This is a genomic window from Citrobacter sp. RHBSTW-00017 (genome assembly GCF_013797615.1).
GTDB classification, from domain to species: domain Bacteria; phylum Pseudomonadota; class Gammaproteobacteria; order Enterobacterales; family Enterobacteriaceae; genus Citrobacter; species Citrobacter braakii.
This window is the reverse complement of sequence record NZ_CP056899.1, coordinates 3,091,851-3,106,735: the sequence shown is the minus strand read 5'-3', so window position 1 is coordinate 3,106,735 and position 14,885 is coordinate 3,091,851. Positions and strand designations below refer to the sequence as shown.

The window sequence follows — 14,885 nt, the reverse complement described above, 5'->3', positions numbered from 1 at the left end:
TATAAGGATTTAAACATGACGCAATTTGCATTTGTGTTCCCGGGGCAGGGTTCCCAGACCGTTGGGATGTTGTCTGAAATGGCAGCAAACTACCCAATTGTTGAAGAAACTTTTGCTGAAGCATCAGCTGCGCTGGGCTATGATCTGTGGGCGTTGACTCAGCAGGGGCCGGCCGAAGAGCTGAATAAAACCTGGCAGACGCAGCCAGCACTGTTGACTGCCTCTGTTGCGCTTTATCGCGTATGGCAGCAGCAGGGTGGTAAAACACCTGCGCTGATGGCTGGTCACAGCCTGGGCGAATACTCTGCGCTGGTATGTGCGGGTGTTATCGGTTTTGCCGATGCCGTACGTCTGGTTGAACTGCGTGGCAAATTCATGCAGGAAGCGGTACCGGAAGGCACTGGCGGCATGTCTGCTATTATCGGTCTGGACGACGCTGCTATCGCTAAAGCGTGTGAAGAGTCTGCCGAAGGCCAGGTGGTTTCACCGGTAAACTTTAACTCACCAGGTCAGGTGGTTATTGCCGGGCACAAAGAAGCCGTAGAACGTGCCGGCGCAGCCTGTAAAGCGGCTGGCGCTAAGCGTGCTCTGCCACTGCCGGTCAGCGTTCCTTCTCACTGCGCGCTGATGAAGCCTGCTGCTGAGAAACTGGCTGTTGAACTGCAAAAAATCACTTTTAACGCGCCGACTGTTCCGGTTGTGAACAACGTCGACGTGAAGTGCGAAACAGATGCAGACGCTATTCGCGATGCGCTGGTTCGCCAGCTGTACAGCCCGGTTCAATGGACTAAAACCGTTGAATTCATGGCGTCCCAGGGCGTAGAGCACCTGTATGAAGCTGGTCCGGGCAAAGTTCTGACCGGTTTGACGAAACGTATTGTTGACACCCTGACTGCTTCGGCACTGAATGAGCCGGCGGCATTTTCTGCGGCGCTAGAGCAATAAAAGAGGAAGACCATGAGTTTTGAAGGAAAAGTCGCGCTGGTTACCGGTGCAAGCCGTGGCATTGGCCGCGCAATTGCTGAAACACTCGTTGCCCGTGGCGCGAAAGTTATCGGTACTGCAACCAGCGAAAGCGGTGCGCAGGCCATTAGCGATTACTTAGGTGCAAATGGTAAAGGTCTGATGTTGAATGTGACCGATCCGGCATCTATCGAATCTGTTCTGGGAAATATTCGCGCAGAATTTGGTGAAGTCGATATCCTGGTCAATAATGCCGGGATTACTCGTGATAACCTGTTAATGCGCATGAAAGATGACGAGTGGAACGATATCATCGAAACCAACCTGTCATCTGTTTTCCGTCTGTCAAAAGCGGTAATGCGAGCTATGATGAAAAAGCGTCATGGGCGTATTATCACTATCGGTTCTGTGGTTGGTACCATGGGAAATGCGGGTCAGGCTAACTACGCTGCGGCGAAAGCGGGTCTGATCGGCTTCAGTAAATCACTGGCGCGCGAAGTTGCGTCTCGTGGCATTACTGTAAACGTTGTTGCTCCGGGCTTTATTGAAACGGACATGACGCGTGCGCTGTCTGATGATCAGCGTGCGGGTATTCTGGCGCAGGTTCCTGCGGGTCGCCTTGGCGGCGCTCAGGAAATCGCCAGTGCGGTTGCATTTTTAGCTTCTGACGAAGCAAGTTACATCACAGGTGAGACTTTGCACGTCAACGGCGGGATGTACATGGTTTAACCACGAGATAAAAAAATTTGCGTTATTAGGGTGAATGCCCTCAAAATAACGTAAAATCGTGGTAAGACCTGCCGGGATTTAGTTGCAAATTTTTCAACATTTTATACACTACGAAAACCATCGCGAAAGCGAGTTTTGATAGGAAATTTAAGAGTATGAGCACTATCGAAGAACGCGTTAAGAAAATTATCGGCGAACAGCTGGGCGTTAAGCAGGAAGAAGTAACCAACAATGCTTCCTTCGTTGAAGACCTGGGCGCAGATTCTCTTGACACCGTTGAGCTGGTAATGGCTCTGGAAGAAGAGTTTGATACTGAGATTCCGGACGAAGAAGCTGAGAAAATCACTACCGTTCAGGCTGCCATTGATTACATCAACGGCCACCAGGCGTAAGTGAACATCTCCAGGCGGTCATTCGACCGCCTGAGTTTTATCTTTTTATCCCACTTGAATTATTTTCCCTCCCTGGAGGACAACCGTGTCTAAGCGTCGTGTAGTTGTGACCGGACTGGGCATGTTGTCTCCTGTCGGCAATACCGTAGAGTCTACCTGGAAAGCTCTCCTTGCCGGTCAGAGTGGCATCAGCCTGATCGACCATTTCGATACTAGCGCCTATGCAACGAAATTTGCTGGCTTAGTAAAGGATTTTAACTGTGAAGACATTATCTCGCGCAAAGAACAGCGCAAGATGGATGCTTTCATTCAATATGGAATTGTCGCTGGCGTTCAGGCCATGCAGGATTCTGGTCTCGAAATTACGGAAGAGAACGCTCACCGTATTGGCGCCGCTATCGGCTCTGGTATTGGCGGTCTCGGATTGATCGAAGAAAACCACACCTCTTTGGTGAATGGCGGTCCACGTAAGATCAGCCCGTTCTTCGTTCCGTCAACGATTGTTAACATGGTGGCAGGTCACCTGACCATCATGTACGGCCTGCAAGGGCCAAGCATCTCCATTGCGACCGCCTGTACTTCAGGTGTGCATAACATTGGTCATGCAGCACGTATCATTGCATACGGCGATGCAGACGCGATGGTTGCGGGTGGTGCAGAAAAAGCCAGTACCCCGCTGGGCGTGGGTGGTTTTGGCGCGGCACGTGCGCTGTCTACACGTAATGATAACCCGCAAGCGGCAAGCCGTCCGTGGGATAAAGAACGTGATGGCTTTGTGCTGGGCGACGGCGCAGGCATGGTGGTACTGGAAGAGTACGAGCATGCGAAAGCGCGTGGTGCAAAAATCTATGCTGAAGTCGTTGGTTTTGGCATGAGCAGCGATGCTTACCACATGACGTCACCACCGGAAAACGGTGCGGGCGCTGCGCTGGCAATGGTCAACGCACTACGCGATGCGGCTATCGAAGCGGGTCAGATCGGCTATGTCAACGCGCATGGCACGTCTACTCCTGCTGGCGATAAAGCCGAAACCCAGGCAGTGAAATCTGTCTTTGGCGATGCGGCAAGCCGTGTGATGGTAAGCTCCACTAAATCCATGACCGGACACCTGTTGGGTGCGGCGGGCGCGGTAGAGTCTATTTTCTCTATCCTGGCGCTGCGCGATCAGGCTATTCCGCCAACCATCAACCTGGATAACCCGGATGAAGGTTGTGACCTGGACTTCGTACCTCACGAAGCGCGTCAGGTTAGTGGTCTGGAGTACGCACTGTGTAACTCCTTCGGCTTTGGCGGGACTAACGGTTCGTTGATCTTTAAAAAGATTTAAGTCTGCCAGGTGGTGCGTTAGCATCGATAGCAATTTAAAAAGGTCCGCTTGTCGGGCCTTTTTTTATTCGGTTTTCCACCCTTGTCCTGTGTTGTTCATCCTGCCAAACTAGCGGACCAGAAATAAGGAGCCACCATGTTCTTAATTAATGGCTGCGAGCAGAATATGCTGGCCGCAAGCGATCGAGCGACCCAATTCGGTGATGGCTGTTTTACCACTGCGCGTATTATTGACGGCGAAATTTGCCTCTTTGCAGCGCATCTTGCGCGTTTACAAGACGCCTGCCAAAAATTGCTGATCTCTTTCGGAGATTGGTCAGAGCTGCAAAGTGAAATGAAAATGCTGGCGCAAGGGCATGCGCGGGGCGTGTTAAAAGTGATTATCAGCCGTGGTAGCGGTGGCCGTGGTTACAGCGGCGCAAACTGTCGCAGTGCCACACGTATTCTCTCTGTTTCAGCCTGGCCCGATCATTACGATCGTTGGCGACTGGAGGGGATAACGCTGGCGTTAAGTCCAGTGCGTCTGGGGCGTAATCCGTTGCTTGCCGGACTTAAGCACCTGAATAGACTGGAACAGGTGTTGATTCGCTCTCATCTTGAGCAGACGGCAGCTGATGAAGCACTGGTTCTTGACAGTGAGGGATGGGTTACGGAATGCTGTGCGGCTAATTTGTTCTGGCGTAAGGGGGATGTGGTTTACACTCCCCGGCTGGATCAGGCCGGAGTGAACGGCATTATGCGACAATTCTGTATCCGGATGCTGGCACAATCGCCGTTCAGCATTGTCGAAGTGTATGCCGGGTTGGAAGAGGTTATGCAGGCCGATGAAATCGTCGTCTGTAATGCGTTAATGCCTGTTATTCCCGTACGCACCTGTGGCGACACGCTGCTGTCTGCACGTATGTTGTTCGATTTTTTAGCCCCACTTTGTGAGCACCCGAATTAGTCATGAAAAAACTGTTACTTGTTGTCCTGTTATTGCTGGTTGTGCTGGGCATAGCTGCGGGAGTGGGAATGTGGAAAGTTCGCCATCTGGCGGACAGTAAGTTATTGATTAAAGAAGAGACGATTTTTACGCTGAAAGCGGGTACGGGCCGTCTGGCTCTCGGTGAACAGTTGTATGCGGACAAAGTTATTAATCGTCCGCGTGTGTTCCAGTGGCTGCTGCGTGTGGAACCCGAACTGTCGCATTTTAAAGCCGGAACCTACCGTTTTACGCCCGATATGACGGTACGGGACATGTTGCAACTGCTGGAAAGCGGTAAAGAGGCGCAGTTCCCGTTACGTCTGGTTGAAGGGATGCGTCTGAGCGACTACCTCAAACAGCTGCGTGACGCCCCGTACATAAAACATACGCTGAGCGATGATAATTACGAGACCGTTGCACAGGCGCTGAAGCTGGAAAACCCGCAATGGGTGGAAGGCTGGTTCTGGCCAGATACCTGGATGTATACCGCCAATACAACTGACGTGGCGTTACTAAAACGCGCACATCAGAAAATGGTTAAAGCGGTAGACTCGGTCTGGGAAGGGCGCGCTGAAGGCCTGCCTTATCAGGACAAAAATCAGCTGGTAACCATGGCCTCTATTATCGAAAAAGAGACTGCGGTTGCCAGCGAGCGTGACCAAGTGGCTTCCGTCTTTATTAACCGCTTACGGATTGGCATGCGTTTACAGACCGATCCGACGGTGATTTACGGGATGGGGTCACGGTATAATGGCAAGTTGTCGCGTGTGGATTTAGATACCCCGACCGCCTATAACACCTATACCATTACGGGGTTGCCGCCTGGCCCGATTGCCATGCCGGGAGAGGCCTCATTGCAGGCCGCGGCGCATCCGGCAAAAACGCCGTACCTCTATTTCGTGGCTGACGGTAAAGGCGGTCACACGTTTAACACCAATCTTGCCAGCCACAACCGGTCCGTGCAGGATTACCTGAAAGTGCTTAAGGAAAAAAATGGGCAGTAACTATATCGTCATCGAGGGCCTGGAAGGCGCCGGAAAAACCACTGCGCGTAACGTGGTGGTAGAGACACTTGAGCAACTCGGTATTCGTGACATGGTTTTTACCCGCGAACCGGGGGGAACTCAGCTCGCGGAGAAACTAAGAAGTCTGGTGCTGGACATTAAGTCGGTGGGTGACGAGGTCATCACTGACAAAGCTGAAGTTCTGATGTTTTACGCCGCGCGCGTACAGCTGGTCGAAACCGTTATTAAACCTGCGCTGGCAAAAGGCGCATGGGTAATTGGCGACCGTCACGATTTGTCGACCCAGGCGTATCAGGGGGGCGGACGCGGCATCGATCAAAACATGCTGGCAACCCTGCGCGATGCTGTGCTCGGTGATTTTCGCCCGGACCTGACGCTCTATCTGGACGTGACTCCAGAAGTCGGATTGAAGCGTGCCCGTGCGCGCGGCGAGCTGGATCGTATTGAGCAGGAATCTTTCGATTTCTTTAATCGCACCCGCGCGCGCTATCTTGAACTGGCTGCCAAAGATGCCAGCATTCGTACCATCGACGCTACGCAGCCGCTGGAAGCTGTGATGGCTGATATCCGCAATACCATCACCCAGTGGGTGCAGGAGCAGGGCGCATGAAATGGTACCCATGGTTACGGCCAGATTTTGAAAAACTGGTAGCCAGCTACCAGGCGGGTCGTGGTCACCATGCGTTACTGATTCAGGCGTTACCCGGAATGGGTGACGACGCGCTGATTTACGCGCTCAGTCGCTATTTAATGTGCCAGCAGCCGGAAGGGCATAAAAGCTGCGGACACTGCCGGGGCTGTCAATTGATGCAGGCGGGGACGCATCCTGATTACTATTCGCTGCTGCCGGAAAAAGGCAAAAGCACGCTGGGGGTTGATGCGGTACGTGAAGTGAGTGAAAAGCTGTACGAGCATTCACGCCTTGGCGGTGCGAAAGTGGTGTGGATCCCTGATGCTGCCCAGTTAACTGATGCTGCTGCCAATGCTCTGCTAAAAACGCTGGAAGAACCGCCTGCACAAACCTGGTTTTTCCTCGCCAGCACAGAGCCTGCGCGATTGCTGGCGACATTGCGCAGCCGCTGCCGGTTACACCATCTTGCGCCGCCGGCTGAGTCGTACGCAATCTCCTGGCTCGCCCGCGAAGTGACCGCATCTCCAGAAGCGCTGTTGAGCGCATTACGCCTGAGCGCGGGTTCGCCTGGTGCGGCACTCTCGTTGTTACAGGCTGAAAGCTGGGCGCATCGCACAGATTTTTGTGCGGCACTGGCAAACACATTAAACGCAGGTGACTGGTATATCCTGCTCGCGGCGTTAAACCACGATCAGGCCGCCGCCCGTTTACACTGGCTGGCAACGTTGTTGACGGATGCCTTGAAGCGTCCGTATGGGGTTTCCCATTTAACCAATCCTGATGCGCTGGACCTGATATCTTCTATCGCAGAACGGTTATCCGTCGCCCGGATACAGGCGATACTCGGTGACGTTTGTCATTGCCGTCAGCAGTTGCTGAACGTAACAGGCGTAAACCGTGAACTGGTGTTAACCGATCTTATCCTGCGTATTGAGCATTACCTGCAACCAGGCACCGTACTGCCTGTTCCCCATCTTTGAGAGAGACATTATGTTTTTAGTCGACTCACACTGCCATCTTGATGGCCTGGATTATCAATCTCTGCATAAGGACGTGGATGACGTGCTGGCGAAAGCAGCCGCACGCGATGTGAAATTCTGTCTTGCCGTCGCGACCACTCTGCCAGGATACCGCAGTATGCGCGAACTGGTCGGTGAACGTGACAATGTGGTGTTCTCCTGCGGCGTGCATCCGTTAAATCAGGATGAAGCCTATGATGTTGAAGACCTGCGCCGTTTTGCCGCCGAAGAGGGCGTTGTGGCGATGGGGGAAACCGGGCTGGACTATTTCTATACGCCGGAAACAAAGGTGCGCCAGCAGGAATCTTTTATCCATCATATTCAGATTGGCCGTGAGTTACAAAAGCCAGTTATCGTACATACCCGCGATGCGCGGGCCGATACGCTGTCTATTCTGCGCGAAGAAAAAGTGACGGATTGTGGTGGCGTACTACACTGTTTTACAGAAGACAGAGAAACGGCGGGCAAATTGCTGGACCTCGGATTTTATATCTCGTTTTCCGGCATCGTCACGTTCCGTAACGCAGATCAGCTCCGTGATGCCGCCCGCTATGTTCCTCTGGATAGGTTGCTGGTTGAGACGGATTCTCCCTACCTTGCGCCTGTACCGCATCGTGGAAAAGAGAACCAGCCCGCCATGACCCGTGACGTTGCGGAGTATATGGCCGTAGTGAAAGGTGTTGCCGTTGAAGAACTGGCGCAGGCAACCACTGATAACTTTGCCCGCCTGTTTCACATCGACGCTTCTCGCCTGCAATCCGTTCGTTAACTGACTTTTTTTAAAGCTCGTAATTAATAAGCAAAGCGAGTAAAGTTCACCGCCTCAAAATGGGCGGTGAATAACCGGTTTGACACATTCAGAAACGCATTTTATCGGAATGTGCGGATTTTACGGCCATCCACGACTGAATTGTGATAGCCGTCAAACAAAAACAAACTGAATTATTTTACTCTGTGTAATAAATAAAGGGTACTTAGATGCCCTGTACACGGCGAGGTTCTCCCCCCTCGCTAATGCGTGAGAACGTAGAAAAGCACAAATACTCAGGAGCACTCTCAATTATGTTTAAGAATGCATTTGCTAACCTGCAAAAGGTCGGTAAATCGCTGATGCTGCCGGTATCCGTACTCCCGATTGCAGGTATCCTGCTGGGTGTCGGTTCCGCTAACTTCAGCTGGCTGCCAGCCGTTGTATCGCACGTAATGGCAGAAGCAGGCGGTTCTGTTTTTGCAAACATGCCGCTGATTTTTGCCATCGGTGTCGCGTTAGGCTTCACCAATAACGACGGCGTATCTGCACTGGCATCCGTTGTTGCCTACGGCATTATGGTTAAGACCATGGCTGTTGTTGCGCCGCTGGTTCTGCATTTACCTGCTGAAGAGATCGCAGCTAAACACCTTGCTGATACGGGTGTTCTCGGGGGGATTATCTCCGGTGCGATTGCAGCGTATATGTTCAACCGTTTCTACCGTATCAAATTGCCTGAGTATCTTGGCTTCTTTGCGGGTAAGCGCTTCGTTCCTATCATTTCTGGTCTGGCCGCTATCTTCACCGGTGTGGTTCTGTCCTTCATTTGGCCGCCGATCGGGACTGCTATTCAGACGTTTTCCCAGTGGGCTGCATACCAGAACCCGGTCGTAGCGTTCGGTATCTATGGCTTCATTGAACGCTGCCTGGTGCCGTTTGGTCTGCACCATATCTGGAACGTTCCATTCCAGATGCAGATCGGTGAATACACCAATGCTGCGGGCCAGGTATTCCACGGCGATATCCCTCGCTATATGGCGGGTGACCCGACTGCGGGCAAACTGTCTGGTGGCTTCCTGTTCAAAATGTACGGTCTGCCGGCTGCCGCTATCGCTATCTGGCACTCTGCTAAACCAGAAAACCGCGCGAAAGTGGGCGGTATCATGATCTCCGCGGCGCTGACCTCGTTCCTGACCGGTATTACCGAACCGATCGAGTTCTCGTTCATGTTCGTGGCACCGATCCTGTACATCATCCACGCAATTCTGGCTGGTCTGGCATTCCCGATCTGTATCCTGCTGGGTATGCGTGACGGTACGTCGTTCTCCCACGGTCTGATCGACTTTATCGTTCTGTCCGGTAACAGCAGCAAACTGTGGCTGTTCCCGATTGTCGGTATCGGTTATGCGATTGTTTACTACACCATCTTCCGTGTGCTGATCAAAGCGCTGGACCTGAAAACTCCGGGTCGTGAAGATGCTACCGAAGACACCAAAGCGGGTGCGTCCGGCGAAATGGCTCCGGCCCTGGTTGCGGCATTCGGCGGTAAAGAAAACATCACTAACCTCGATGCGTGCATCACTCGTCTGCGTGTCAGCGTCGCTGACGTTGCCAAAGTGGATCAGGCTGGCCTGAAGAAACTGGGTGCGGCGGGCGTTGTAGTGGCGGGTTCCGGTGTTCAGGCTATCTTCGGTACTAAGTCCGATAACCTGAAAACTGAAATGGATGAGTACATCCGTCACAGCTAAGCAGTAAAAAGTTGGGGAGAATTAAGGCAGCCTGCGGGCTGCCTTTTTTAATGCATTAATTGGCCTGAACGCGAATCGGCGCAGTGGCGGCGAACAACCACGGACGAGCCTCTGCGTTCACGCGTGGGGATAACGTCTCTCTGACCTGCTGGTGGTAATCATCAATCCACTGTTTTTCTGCCTCACTTAGCAGATGCAGTTCAACCAGACTTAAATCAATCGGCACCAGCGTCAGCGTTGAGAAGCGACAGTAGCCAGGACGACTGTTGATAATCTCCACCTGATTCTCAATACGGATCCCATATTCTCCGGCCAGATAATAACCCGGCTCGATGGTAATGATATTGCCCGCAACCAGAGGCCAGGGGTTTACTTTTTTGGCAATGCGATGGGGCTGCTCATGGATCAGGAGCTGATGGCCTACGCCGTGTCCCGTACCGTGATCAAAATCCAGACCCAGATCCCACAGCGCCCGACGGCTAAAGGCATCCAGTTGATGACCCTGAGTGCCGCTGGGAAATTGCAGTGAGATAAGCGACAAAAAGCCTTTCAACACAGCGGTGTAATGCAGACGACGCTGCGGATCCTGTGGACCAAACGCGAGGGTGCGCGTTGTATCCGTCGTACCATTATGGTACTGGCCGCCGGAATCATTCAGATACATGGCCTGAGAGGTAATGGGCGTATTGGTTTTTTCGCTGGAATGGTAATGGCACATTGCGGCATTGCTGGCTGAGGCCGAAATCGTGTTGAAGCTTTGCTCGATAAATCCCGGCTGCTGCTGGCGAAATTCCAGTTGCCTGACCTGCGCTTCCAGCTCAGTGACCGGATTGCCTGCCGCTTCGCGCAAGGGAACTTCATGCGTAAGCCATGCCAGAAAGTTAACCCAGGCCGCGCCATCTTGTTCATGGCATTCCCGATAGCCCGCCAGTTCAACGTCATTCTTGTGCGCTTTCATCAAGGTGATGGGATCGGGTGCCCATAAGACTTCGCCACCGTGTTCTACAATGGCAAAACGCAGCGCGACCGGGGCGTAGTCTTTATCGACCAAAAAGCGTTTCCCTTTGGCCAACTGCTGGCAGCGGGCAAGAAAACTCTCTTCTGGGGCCAGCGTGAGCGTATTCAGCAGTGCAGCAGGGAGCTGCTGGGTTTTGTTGCTATCAACAAACCATTCCAGCTCGCCGCTGCGATGGAGCAGGGCGAACGAAAACGGCACTGGCACCATTGGCAGATCGGAACCGCGCACATTCAGCAGCCAGGCAATGTTATCCGGCAGCGTGATCGCCAGAACGTCGGCCTGTTGTTGCGTGAGCAGATCCACGACGCGGGCTCGTTTTTGTGTGCTGCTTTCCCCGCTGATTTCAATGGGCATTTCACGAATGATGCCGCAGGGGGATGCCGGGCGGTCAAGCCATACCTGGTCGAAAGGATCTTGCTCAAGAGATACCAGCTCGCAATGGGTCGCCGACAGTGCTTCAAACTGGCTGTTGACCATCAGCAACGGTTCAAAGCCGATACGCGCGCCGGCAGCAACGTGAGACTGCAAATAATCGGCCAGCGGTTCGTCATGTAAATGGTGAATTTCAAAATCATCCAGCGAGACTTCATTGCGCACCTGGACCTGATAGCGTCCATCGACAAACATTAATGCGCGGTCGCGCAGGACCAACGCGAGACCAGCGGAGCCGCTAAAACCGGTCAGCCAGGCCAGCTTATTGTCATGCGGTGTACAATCTTCGCTTTGGTGAGCGTCGGCGCGCGGAACAATCATGCCATCCAGCCCTTGCGCTAACAGCAGGTTGCGCAGAGCGGAAAGAGGAGTTGAGTTGTGCATAGTTACCTTCAGGCCTTAACGGAACGGCGGTTCGTTGAACGTACGTAATTTACGGGAGTGCAGTCGATCGCCTTCAGCACGCAGACGATCGATTGCCCGGATACCTATTTGCAGGTGCTCGGAAATGGCACCTTCATAAAAACGGTTGGCCTGACCAGGCAGTTTGATCTCGCCGTGCAGCGGTTTATCGGAAACGCACAGCAGCGTGCCGTAAGGGACACGGAAGCGGTAACCCTGGGCGGCGATGGTGGCGCTTTCCATATCAATGGCCACCGCGCGACTGAGGTTAAAACGCAGCGCAGAAGCGGAATAGCGTAACTCCCAGTTGCGATCGTCGGTGGTGACGACGGTACCGGTACGCAGGCGCTGTTTAACTTCTTCGCCGGGCATGCCGCTGACTTCTTTGGTGGCGTCATACAGTGCACGTTGTACTTCCGCAATGCTCGGAATCGGAATATCCGGCGGCAGGACGGCATCCAGCACGTGGTCGTCACGCAGATAAGCGTGGGCCAGAACATAGTCGCCAATCGCCTGGCTTTCACGCAGGCCGCCACAGTGTCCAATCATCAGCCAGACGTCAGGGCGCAGTACGGCCAGATGATCACAAATGGTTTTAGCGTTAGACGGGCCAACGCCGATATTGACCAGCGTGATCCCCTGACCGTCGGCGGTGATTAGATGCCAGGCGGGCATCTGATGTTTCTTCCAGGCGAGATCGGAGATGGCCTCTTCTGGAGCTTCCGTTTCAGCGGTGATCCAGATCCCGCCCGCGCATGACAGCGCGATATAGGGGCTGTTCGGATCGAGGATCTGGCTGCAGCCCCAGCGCACGAACTCATCGACATAGCGGGTGTAGTTGGTGAACAGCACAAATGGCTGGAAATGTTCAACCGGCGTTCCCGTGTAGTGACGCAGTCGTGCGAGCGAAAAATCTACTCGTCGGGCGTCGAAGTGCGACAGCGGGGAGAATTCCGCCGGATGATAGGTACCATCGGCTGTTTCATCTCCAATTTGTGACAACTCGGTAGTGGGGAAATGGCGCGTTAATCCGGCGCTCATTGAGCGGTCGAGCGTCAGCTCAGAACCGTCAATCACATAGGGATAAGGGATTTCATGCTGCGACGGTTCGACGGAGATATGCGCATCATAATCCTGATACAGCAGCGTGAGTTGTTCTTCAAGATAGGGACGAAAAAGCGACGGACGGGTGATCGTAGTGGTATAGCTACCCGCATGGGTAAAACGGCCATAAGCGCGGGTTTTCGGGGGATTGGTGGCGCTGCCATCCCAGGTGACACAAAGCGATGGGTAAACAAAAAGACCATTATGGCGGGCGATTATGTCAGGGAGCGTCCCTGTTTCAATGTACTTACCAATGGCGCTACGCAGTGCTTTAACCGACTGCTCGTACAGCGCGTCCAGTTTATCCAGTGCCTGAGTTGGGGTCAGGCTGGAGCCCTTATTGTTCATGTCTGTCTCCTTGTTCCACAGATGTACTGCTCTCCCGATAGTATGTCACAGGAATATGAAACAAAAGTCAGACGTTGAGGAAGATTGTGCGAAGGCCGAATGACCTTCGCATCAGGGCTTAACTGTGCTGCTTATCCCGCATCAGCAATGCAGTGGCGGCGGAAATAAGACACCCGGCCATCAGATAAATGGCCACGCTGTGCCAGTCTCCTCCAGAGAATGTCACCAGTGCCGCAGCAATGAAGGGGGTAAAACCACCGCCAACCACACTTGCCACCTGATAGCCAACGCCTGCGCCGCTGTAGCGATAACTTGCGCCAAACAAACCGGTAAACATAGGCTGCTGTACACAGACCACCATATCGTGCGCAATATTGGCCAACATAATCGCGAAGAACACGATCCAGAAAATAGACTGTGCTTCCAGCGCCATAAAGAACGGGAAGGCGCTCAGCGTACCGACCAGTGCACCGGTAATGTACACGCGCCGTCGACCAAAGCGGTCGGCAAGCCAGGCAAAGCAGGGGATGGTCAGACAGCTCAGTCCTCCCACTAACAAACCGATATTCAGAAACAGCTCGCGGGGTAGGCCCAGGTTCTGCGTAGAGTAATTAAGGGCAAACGCGGTGACGATATACATCGTCAGCAGTTCACATAAGCGCAAGCCGATAATTTTTAAGAATGCGCCCGGATGGCGGATTAACGCCTCGACCACCGGTAACCGCTTTTTCTCTGGTTGCGCTGCCTGTTGCTGCTGTTCGAATTCGGCTGATTCATCCATTCTGTTACGCATCCACAACGCGCCCAAAACCAGTACGATGCTGAACAGGAACGGAATACGCCAGCCCCAGCTCAGGAACTGCTCATCGGTAGTTTGCGAGCTAATCAGTGATACCAGACCGGTAGAAAGCAGCAGTCCGACGCCGTAACCGACCTGAACGCCACTGCTGTAGAAGGCTTTTTTATTTTTCGGCGCGCTTTCGACCGAGAGCAACGCCGCGCCGCCCCATTCACCACCAACGGCGAATCCCTGAATGGCGCGTAGCGTCACCAGCAGCACAGGGGCCCACCAGCCAATAGTGTCAAAAGAAGGAATAATCCCTATCAGCGCAGTGGCAATCCCCATCATCCAGACGGTGAGCATCAGCATGCGTTTACGGCCAAGGCGATCGCCAAAGTGGCCGAAGATAACCCCGCCTAACGGACGGAACAAAAATCCGACGCCAAAGGTGGCAAATGCGGCAAGTGTTCCTATTGCCGGGCTAACCTGCGGGAAGAACTCGCGATTAAAGACCAGTGCGGCGGTGATGCCATAAAGCAGAAAATCATACCAGTCGACCACGGCGCCAGCGAAGCTACCAAGCGCAGCGCGTCGGGCACGATGAAGCGAAGAGACGTCCTCTTGGGGACCCGCGGAGGTGAGAGTGGAATCCATAGTTATCCTGTCTGTACTGTCTTTTAGTTATTAGTATTTGAATTGGGCTACACACATTGCAGTCGATATATTAACGACCGTTATGAGATTACCGCGACAGACGGGAAGAGAAAACGATTATCTCCCTCACCAGAGGGCTACATGAAAAATAAGATGAATGAAAAACAGAAAAGCAAAAAGCCTGCTTAGTTTCCTAAGCAGGCTTCTTAAATTTGGCTCCTCTGACTGGACTCGAACCAGTGACATACGGATTAACAGTCCGCCGTTCTACCGACTGAACTACAGAGGAATCGTTTGAACGAGGCGCATATTAGCGAGGGCGATGAGGCTTGTCAAAGGGGGAAATACATTTGTGCGTTCGTTTGCTGACAAAATCAGCAAAGCGGCGATCTTTCCGTCTTTTTATGCTTTTGCCCCATTCTGGTGCGCGTCTACCTCTTCCAGGGCAGCCAGAATGAGAGATTCAGGTGTGCAAAAAGTCCATTCTTCACCTTTGAGCCTGACTTTACGCGGTTTTAACCGTAAAACACGGCTGCTGACTAAACTGGCAAGCATCTTGCAATCCTGAAATTAATGACTGCCAGCACGGGTTCTGGTA

Annotated in this window: 14 protein-coding genes and 1 tRNA gene; 10 read left to right on the top strand and 5 right to left on the bottom strand. The window is 53.1% G+C overall.

The window, feature by feature from the left end:
* The first annotated feature begins 15 nt into the window (after positions 1-15).
* The 10 genes from fabD (at position 16) to ptsG (ending at position 9,548) form a co-directional block, all read left to right on the top strand.
* The gene (gene fabD / locus HV037_RS15130) at positions 16-945 is read left to right on the top strand and encodes an ACP S-malonyltransferase (RefSeq protein WP_103283710.1); all 930 of its coding nucleotides are present in this window, start codon (positions 16-18) and stop codon (positions 943-945) included.
* A 12-nt stretch (positions 946-957) separates the two neighbouring features.
* Positions 958-1,692 carry a 3-oxoacyl-ACP reductase FabG gene (gene fabG / locus HV037_RS15125; RefSeq protein WP_016152641.1) on the top strand — a complete coding sequence of 245 codons (735 nt, stop codon included), beginning with the start codon at positions 958-960 and terminating at the stop codon, positions 1,690-1,692.
* A 155-nt stretch (positions 1,693-1,847) separates the two neighbouring features.
* On the top strand, positions 1,848-2,084 hold the full coding sequence (acpP, locus tag HV037_RS15120; protein WP_000103754.1) for an acyl carrier protein: 237 nt from the start codon (positions 1,848-1,850) through the stop codon (positions 2,082-2,084).
* Positions 2,085-2,169: 85 nt separating this feature from the next.
* Positions 2,170-3,411, top strand: a complete 1,242-nt coding sequence (fabF, locus tag HV037_RS15115) for a beta-ketoacyl-ACP synthase II (RefSeq protein ID WP_003036260.1) — start codon at positions 2,170-2,172, stop codon at positions 3,409-3,411.
* A gap of 135 nt (positions 3,412-3,546) precedes the next feature.
* On the top strand, positions 3,547-4,356 hold the full coding sequence (gene pabC, locus HV037_RS15110) for an aminodeoxychorismate lyase (protein WP_103283711.1): 810 nt from the start codon (positions 3,547-3,549) through the stop codon (positions 4,354-4,356).
* A gap of 2 nt (positions 4,357-4,358) precedes the next feature.
* Positions 4,359-5,381 carry a cell division protein YceG gene (yceG, locus tag HV037_RS15105; protein WP_103283712.1) on the top strand — a complete coding sequence of 341 codons (1,023 nt, stop codon included), beginning with the start codon at positions 4,359-4,361 and terminating at the stop codon, positions 5,379-5,381.
* On the top strand, positions 5,371-6,012 hold the full coding sequence (gene tmk, locus HV037_RS15100; RefSeq protein ID WP_016156195.1) for a dTMP kinase: 642 nt from the start codon (positions 5,371-5,373) through the stop codon (positions 6,010-6,012). The genes yceG and tmk overlap by 11 nt, the downstream gene beginning before the upstream one ends.
* Positions 6,009-7,013, top strand: coding sequence for a DNA polymerase III subunit delta' (gene holB / locus HV037_RS15095; protein WP_016152653.1), 1,005 nt, complete (start codon positions 6,009-6,011; stop codon positions 7,011-7,013). Before tmk ends, holB begins: the two co-directional genes overlap by 4 nt.
* A gap of 10 nt (positions 7,014-7,023) precedes the next feature.
* Positions 7,024-7,821, top strand: coding sequence for a metal-dependent hydrolase (locus HV037_RS15090; protein ID WP_016156196.1), 798 nt, complete (start codon positions 7,024-7,026; stop codon positions 7,819-7,821).
* A gap of 293 nt (positions 7,822-8,114) precedes the next feature.
* Positions 8,115-9,548 carry a PTS glucose transporter subunit IIBC gene (ptsG, locus tag HV037_RS15085; protein ID WP_016152655.1) on the top strand — a complete coding sequence of 478 codons (1,434 nt, stop codon included), beginning with the start codon at positions 8,115-8,117 and terminating at the stop codon, positions 9,546-9,548.
* A gap of 55 nt (positions 9,549-9,603) precedes the next feature.
* Here the strand turns inward: ptsG and HV037_RS15080 are convergent, their stop codons facing one another.
* The 5 genes from HV037_RS15080 to HV037_RS15060 all read right to left on the bottom strand — a co-directional run bounded on the left by HV037_RS15080 (position 9,604) and on the right by HV037_RS15060 (position 14,842).
* Positions 9,604-11,382: an aminopeptidase P family protein gene (locus HV037_RS15080; RefSeq protein ID WP_103283713.1), complete on the bottom strand. Its 1,779-nt coding sequence runs from the start codon at positions 11,380-11,382 to the stop codon at positions 9,604-9,606.
* A gap of 15 nt (positions 11,383-11,397) precedes the next feature.
* Positions 11,398-12,852 carry an AMP nucleosidase gene (locus HV037_RS15075; RefSeq protein ID WP_016152657.1) on the bottom strand — a complete coding sequence of 485 codons (1,455 nt, stop codon included), beginning with the start codon at positions 12,850-12,852 and terminating at the stop codon, positions 11,398-11,400.
* 118 nt (positions 12,853-12,970) lie between these two features.
* Positions 12,971-14,287, bottom strand: a complete 1,317-nt coding sequence (shiA, locus tag HV037_RS15070; protein WP_103283714.1) for a shikimate transporter — start codon at positions 14,285-14,287, stop codon at positions 12,971-12,973.
* 213 nt (positions 14,288-14,500) lie between these two features.
* Positions 14,501-14,576 (bottom strand) — tRNA-Asn (locus tag HV037_RS15065).
* Positions 14,577-14,689: 113 nt separating this feature from the next.
* The gene (locus tag HV037_RS15060; protein ID WP_016156199.1) at positions 14,690-14,842 is read right to left on the bottom strand and encodes a hypothetical protein; all 153 of its coding nucleotides are present in this window, start codon (positions 14,840-14,842) and stop codon (positions 14,690-14,692) included.
* Positions 14,843-14,885: the final 43 nt, after the last annotated feature.

Bases quoted from the DNA above. Each gene is read 5' to 3' on its own strand.
- fabG (WP_016152641.1), top strand. From the start codon at position 958: ATGAGTTTTGAAGGAAAAGTCGCGCTGGTTACCGGTGCAAGCCGTGGC.
- holB (WP_016152653.1), top strand. From the start codon at position 6,009: ATGAAATGGTACCCATGGTTACGGCCAGATTTTGAAAAACTGGTAGCC.
- shiA (WP_103283714.1), bottom strand. From the start codon at position 14,287: ATGGATTCCACTCTCACCTCCGCGGGTCCCCAAGAGGACGTCTCTTCG.
- fabD (WP_103283710.1), top strand. From the start codon at position 16: ATGACGCAATTTGCATTTGTGTTCCCGGGGCAGGGTTCCCAGACCGTT.
- acpP (WP_000103754.1), top strand. From the start codon at position 1,848: ATGAGCACTATCGAAGAACGCGTTAAGAAAATTATCGGCGAACAGCTG.
- tmk (WP_016156195.1), top strand. From the start codon at position 5,371: ATGGGCAGTAACTATATCGTCATCGAGGGCCTGGAAGGCGCCGGAAAA.
- HV037_RS15075 (WP_016152657.1), bottom strand. From the start codon at position 12,852: ATGAACAATAAGGGCTCCAGCCTGACCCCAACTCAGGCACTGGATAAA.
- HV037_RS15080 (WP_103283713.1), bottom strand. From the start codon at position 11,382: ATGCACAACTCAACTCCTCTTTCCGCTCTGCGCAACCTGCTGTTAGCG.
- HV037_RS15090 (WP_016156196.1), top strand. From the start codon at position 7,024: ATGTTTTTAGTCGACTCACACTGCCATCTTGATGGCCTGGATTATCAA.
- HV037_RS15060 (WP_016156199.1), bottom strand. From the start codon at position 14,842: ATGCTTGCCAGTTTAGTCAGCAGCCGTGTTTTACGGTTAAAACCGCGT.
- pabC (WP_103283711.1), top strand. From the start codon at position 3,547: ATGTTCTTAATTAATGGCTGCGAGCAGAATATGCTGGCCGCAAGCGAT.
- ptsG (WP_016152655.1), top strand. From the start codon at position 8,115: ATGTTTAAGAATGCATTTGCTAACCTGCAAAAGGTCGGTAAATCGCTG.
- yceG (WP_103283712.1), top strand. From the start codon at position 4,359: ATGAAAAAACTGTTACTTGTTGTCCTGTTATTGCTGGTTGTGCTGGGC.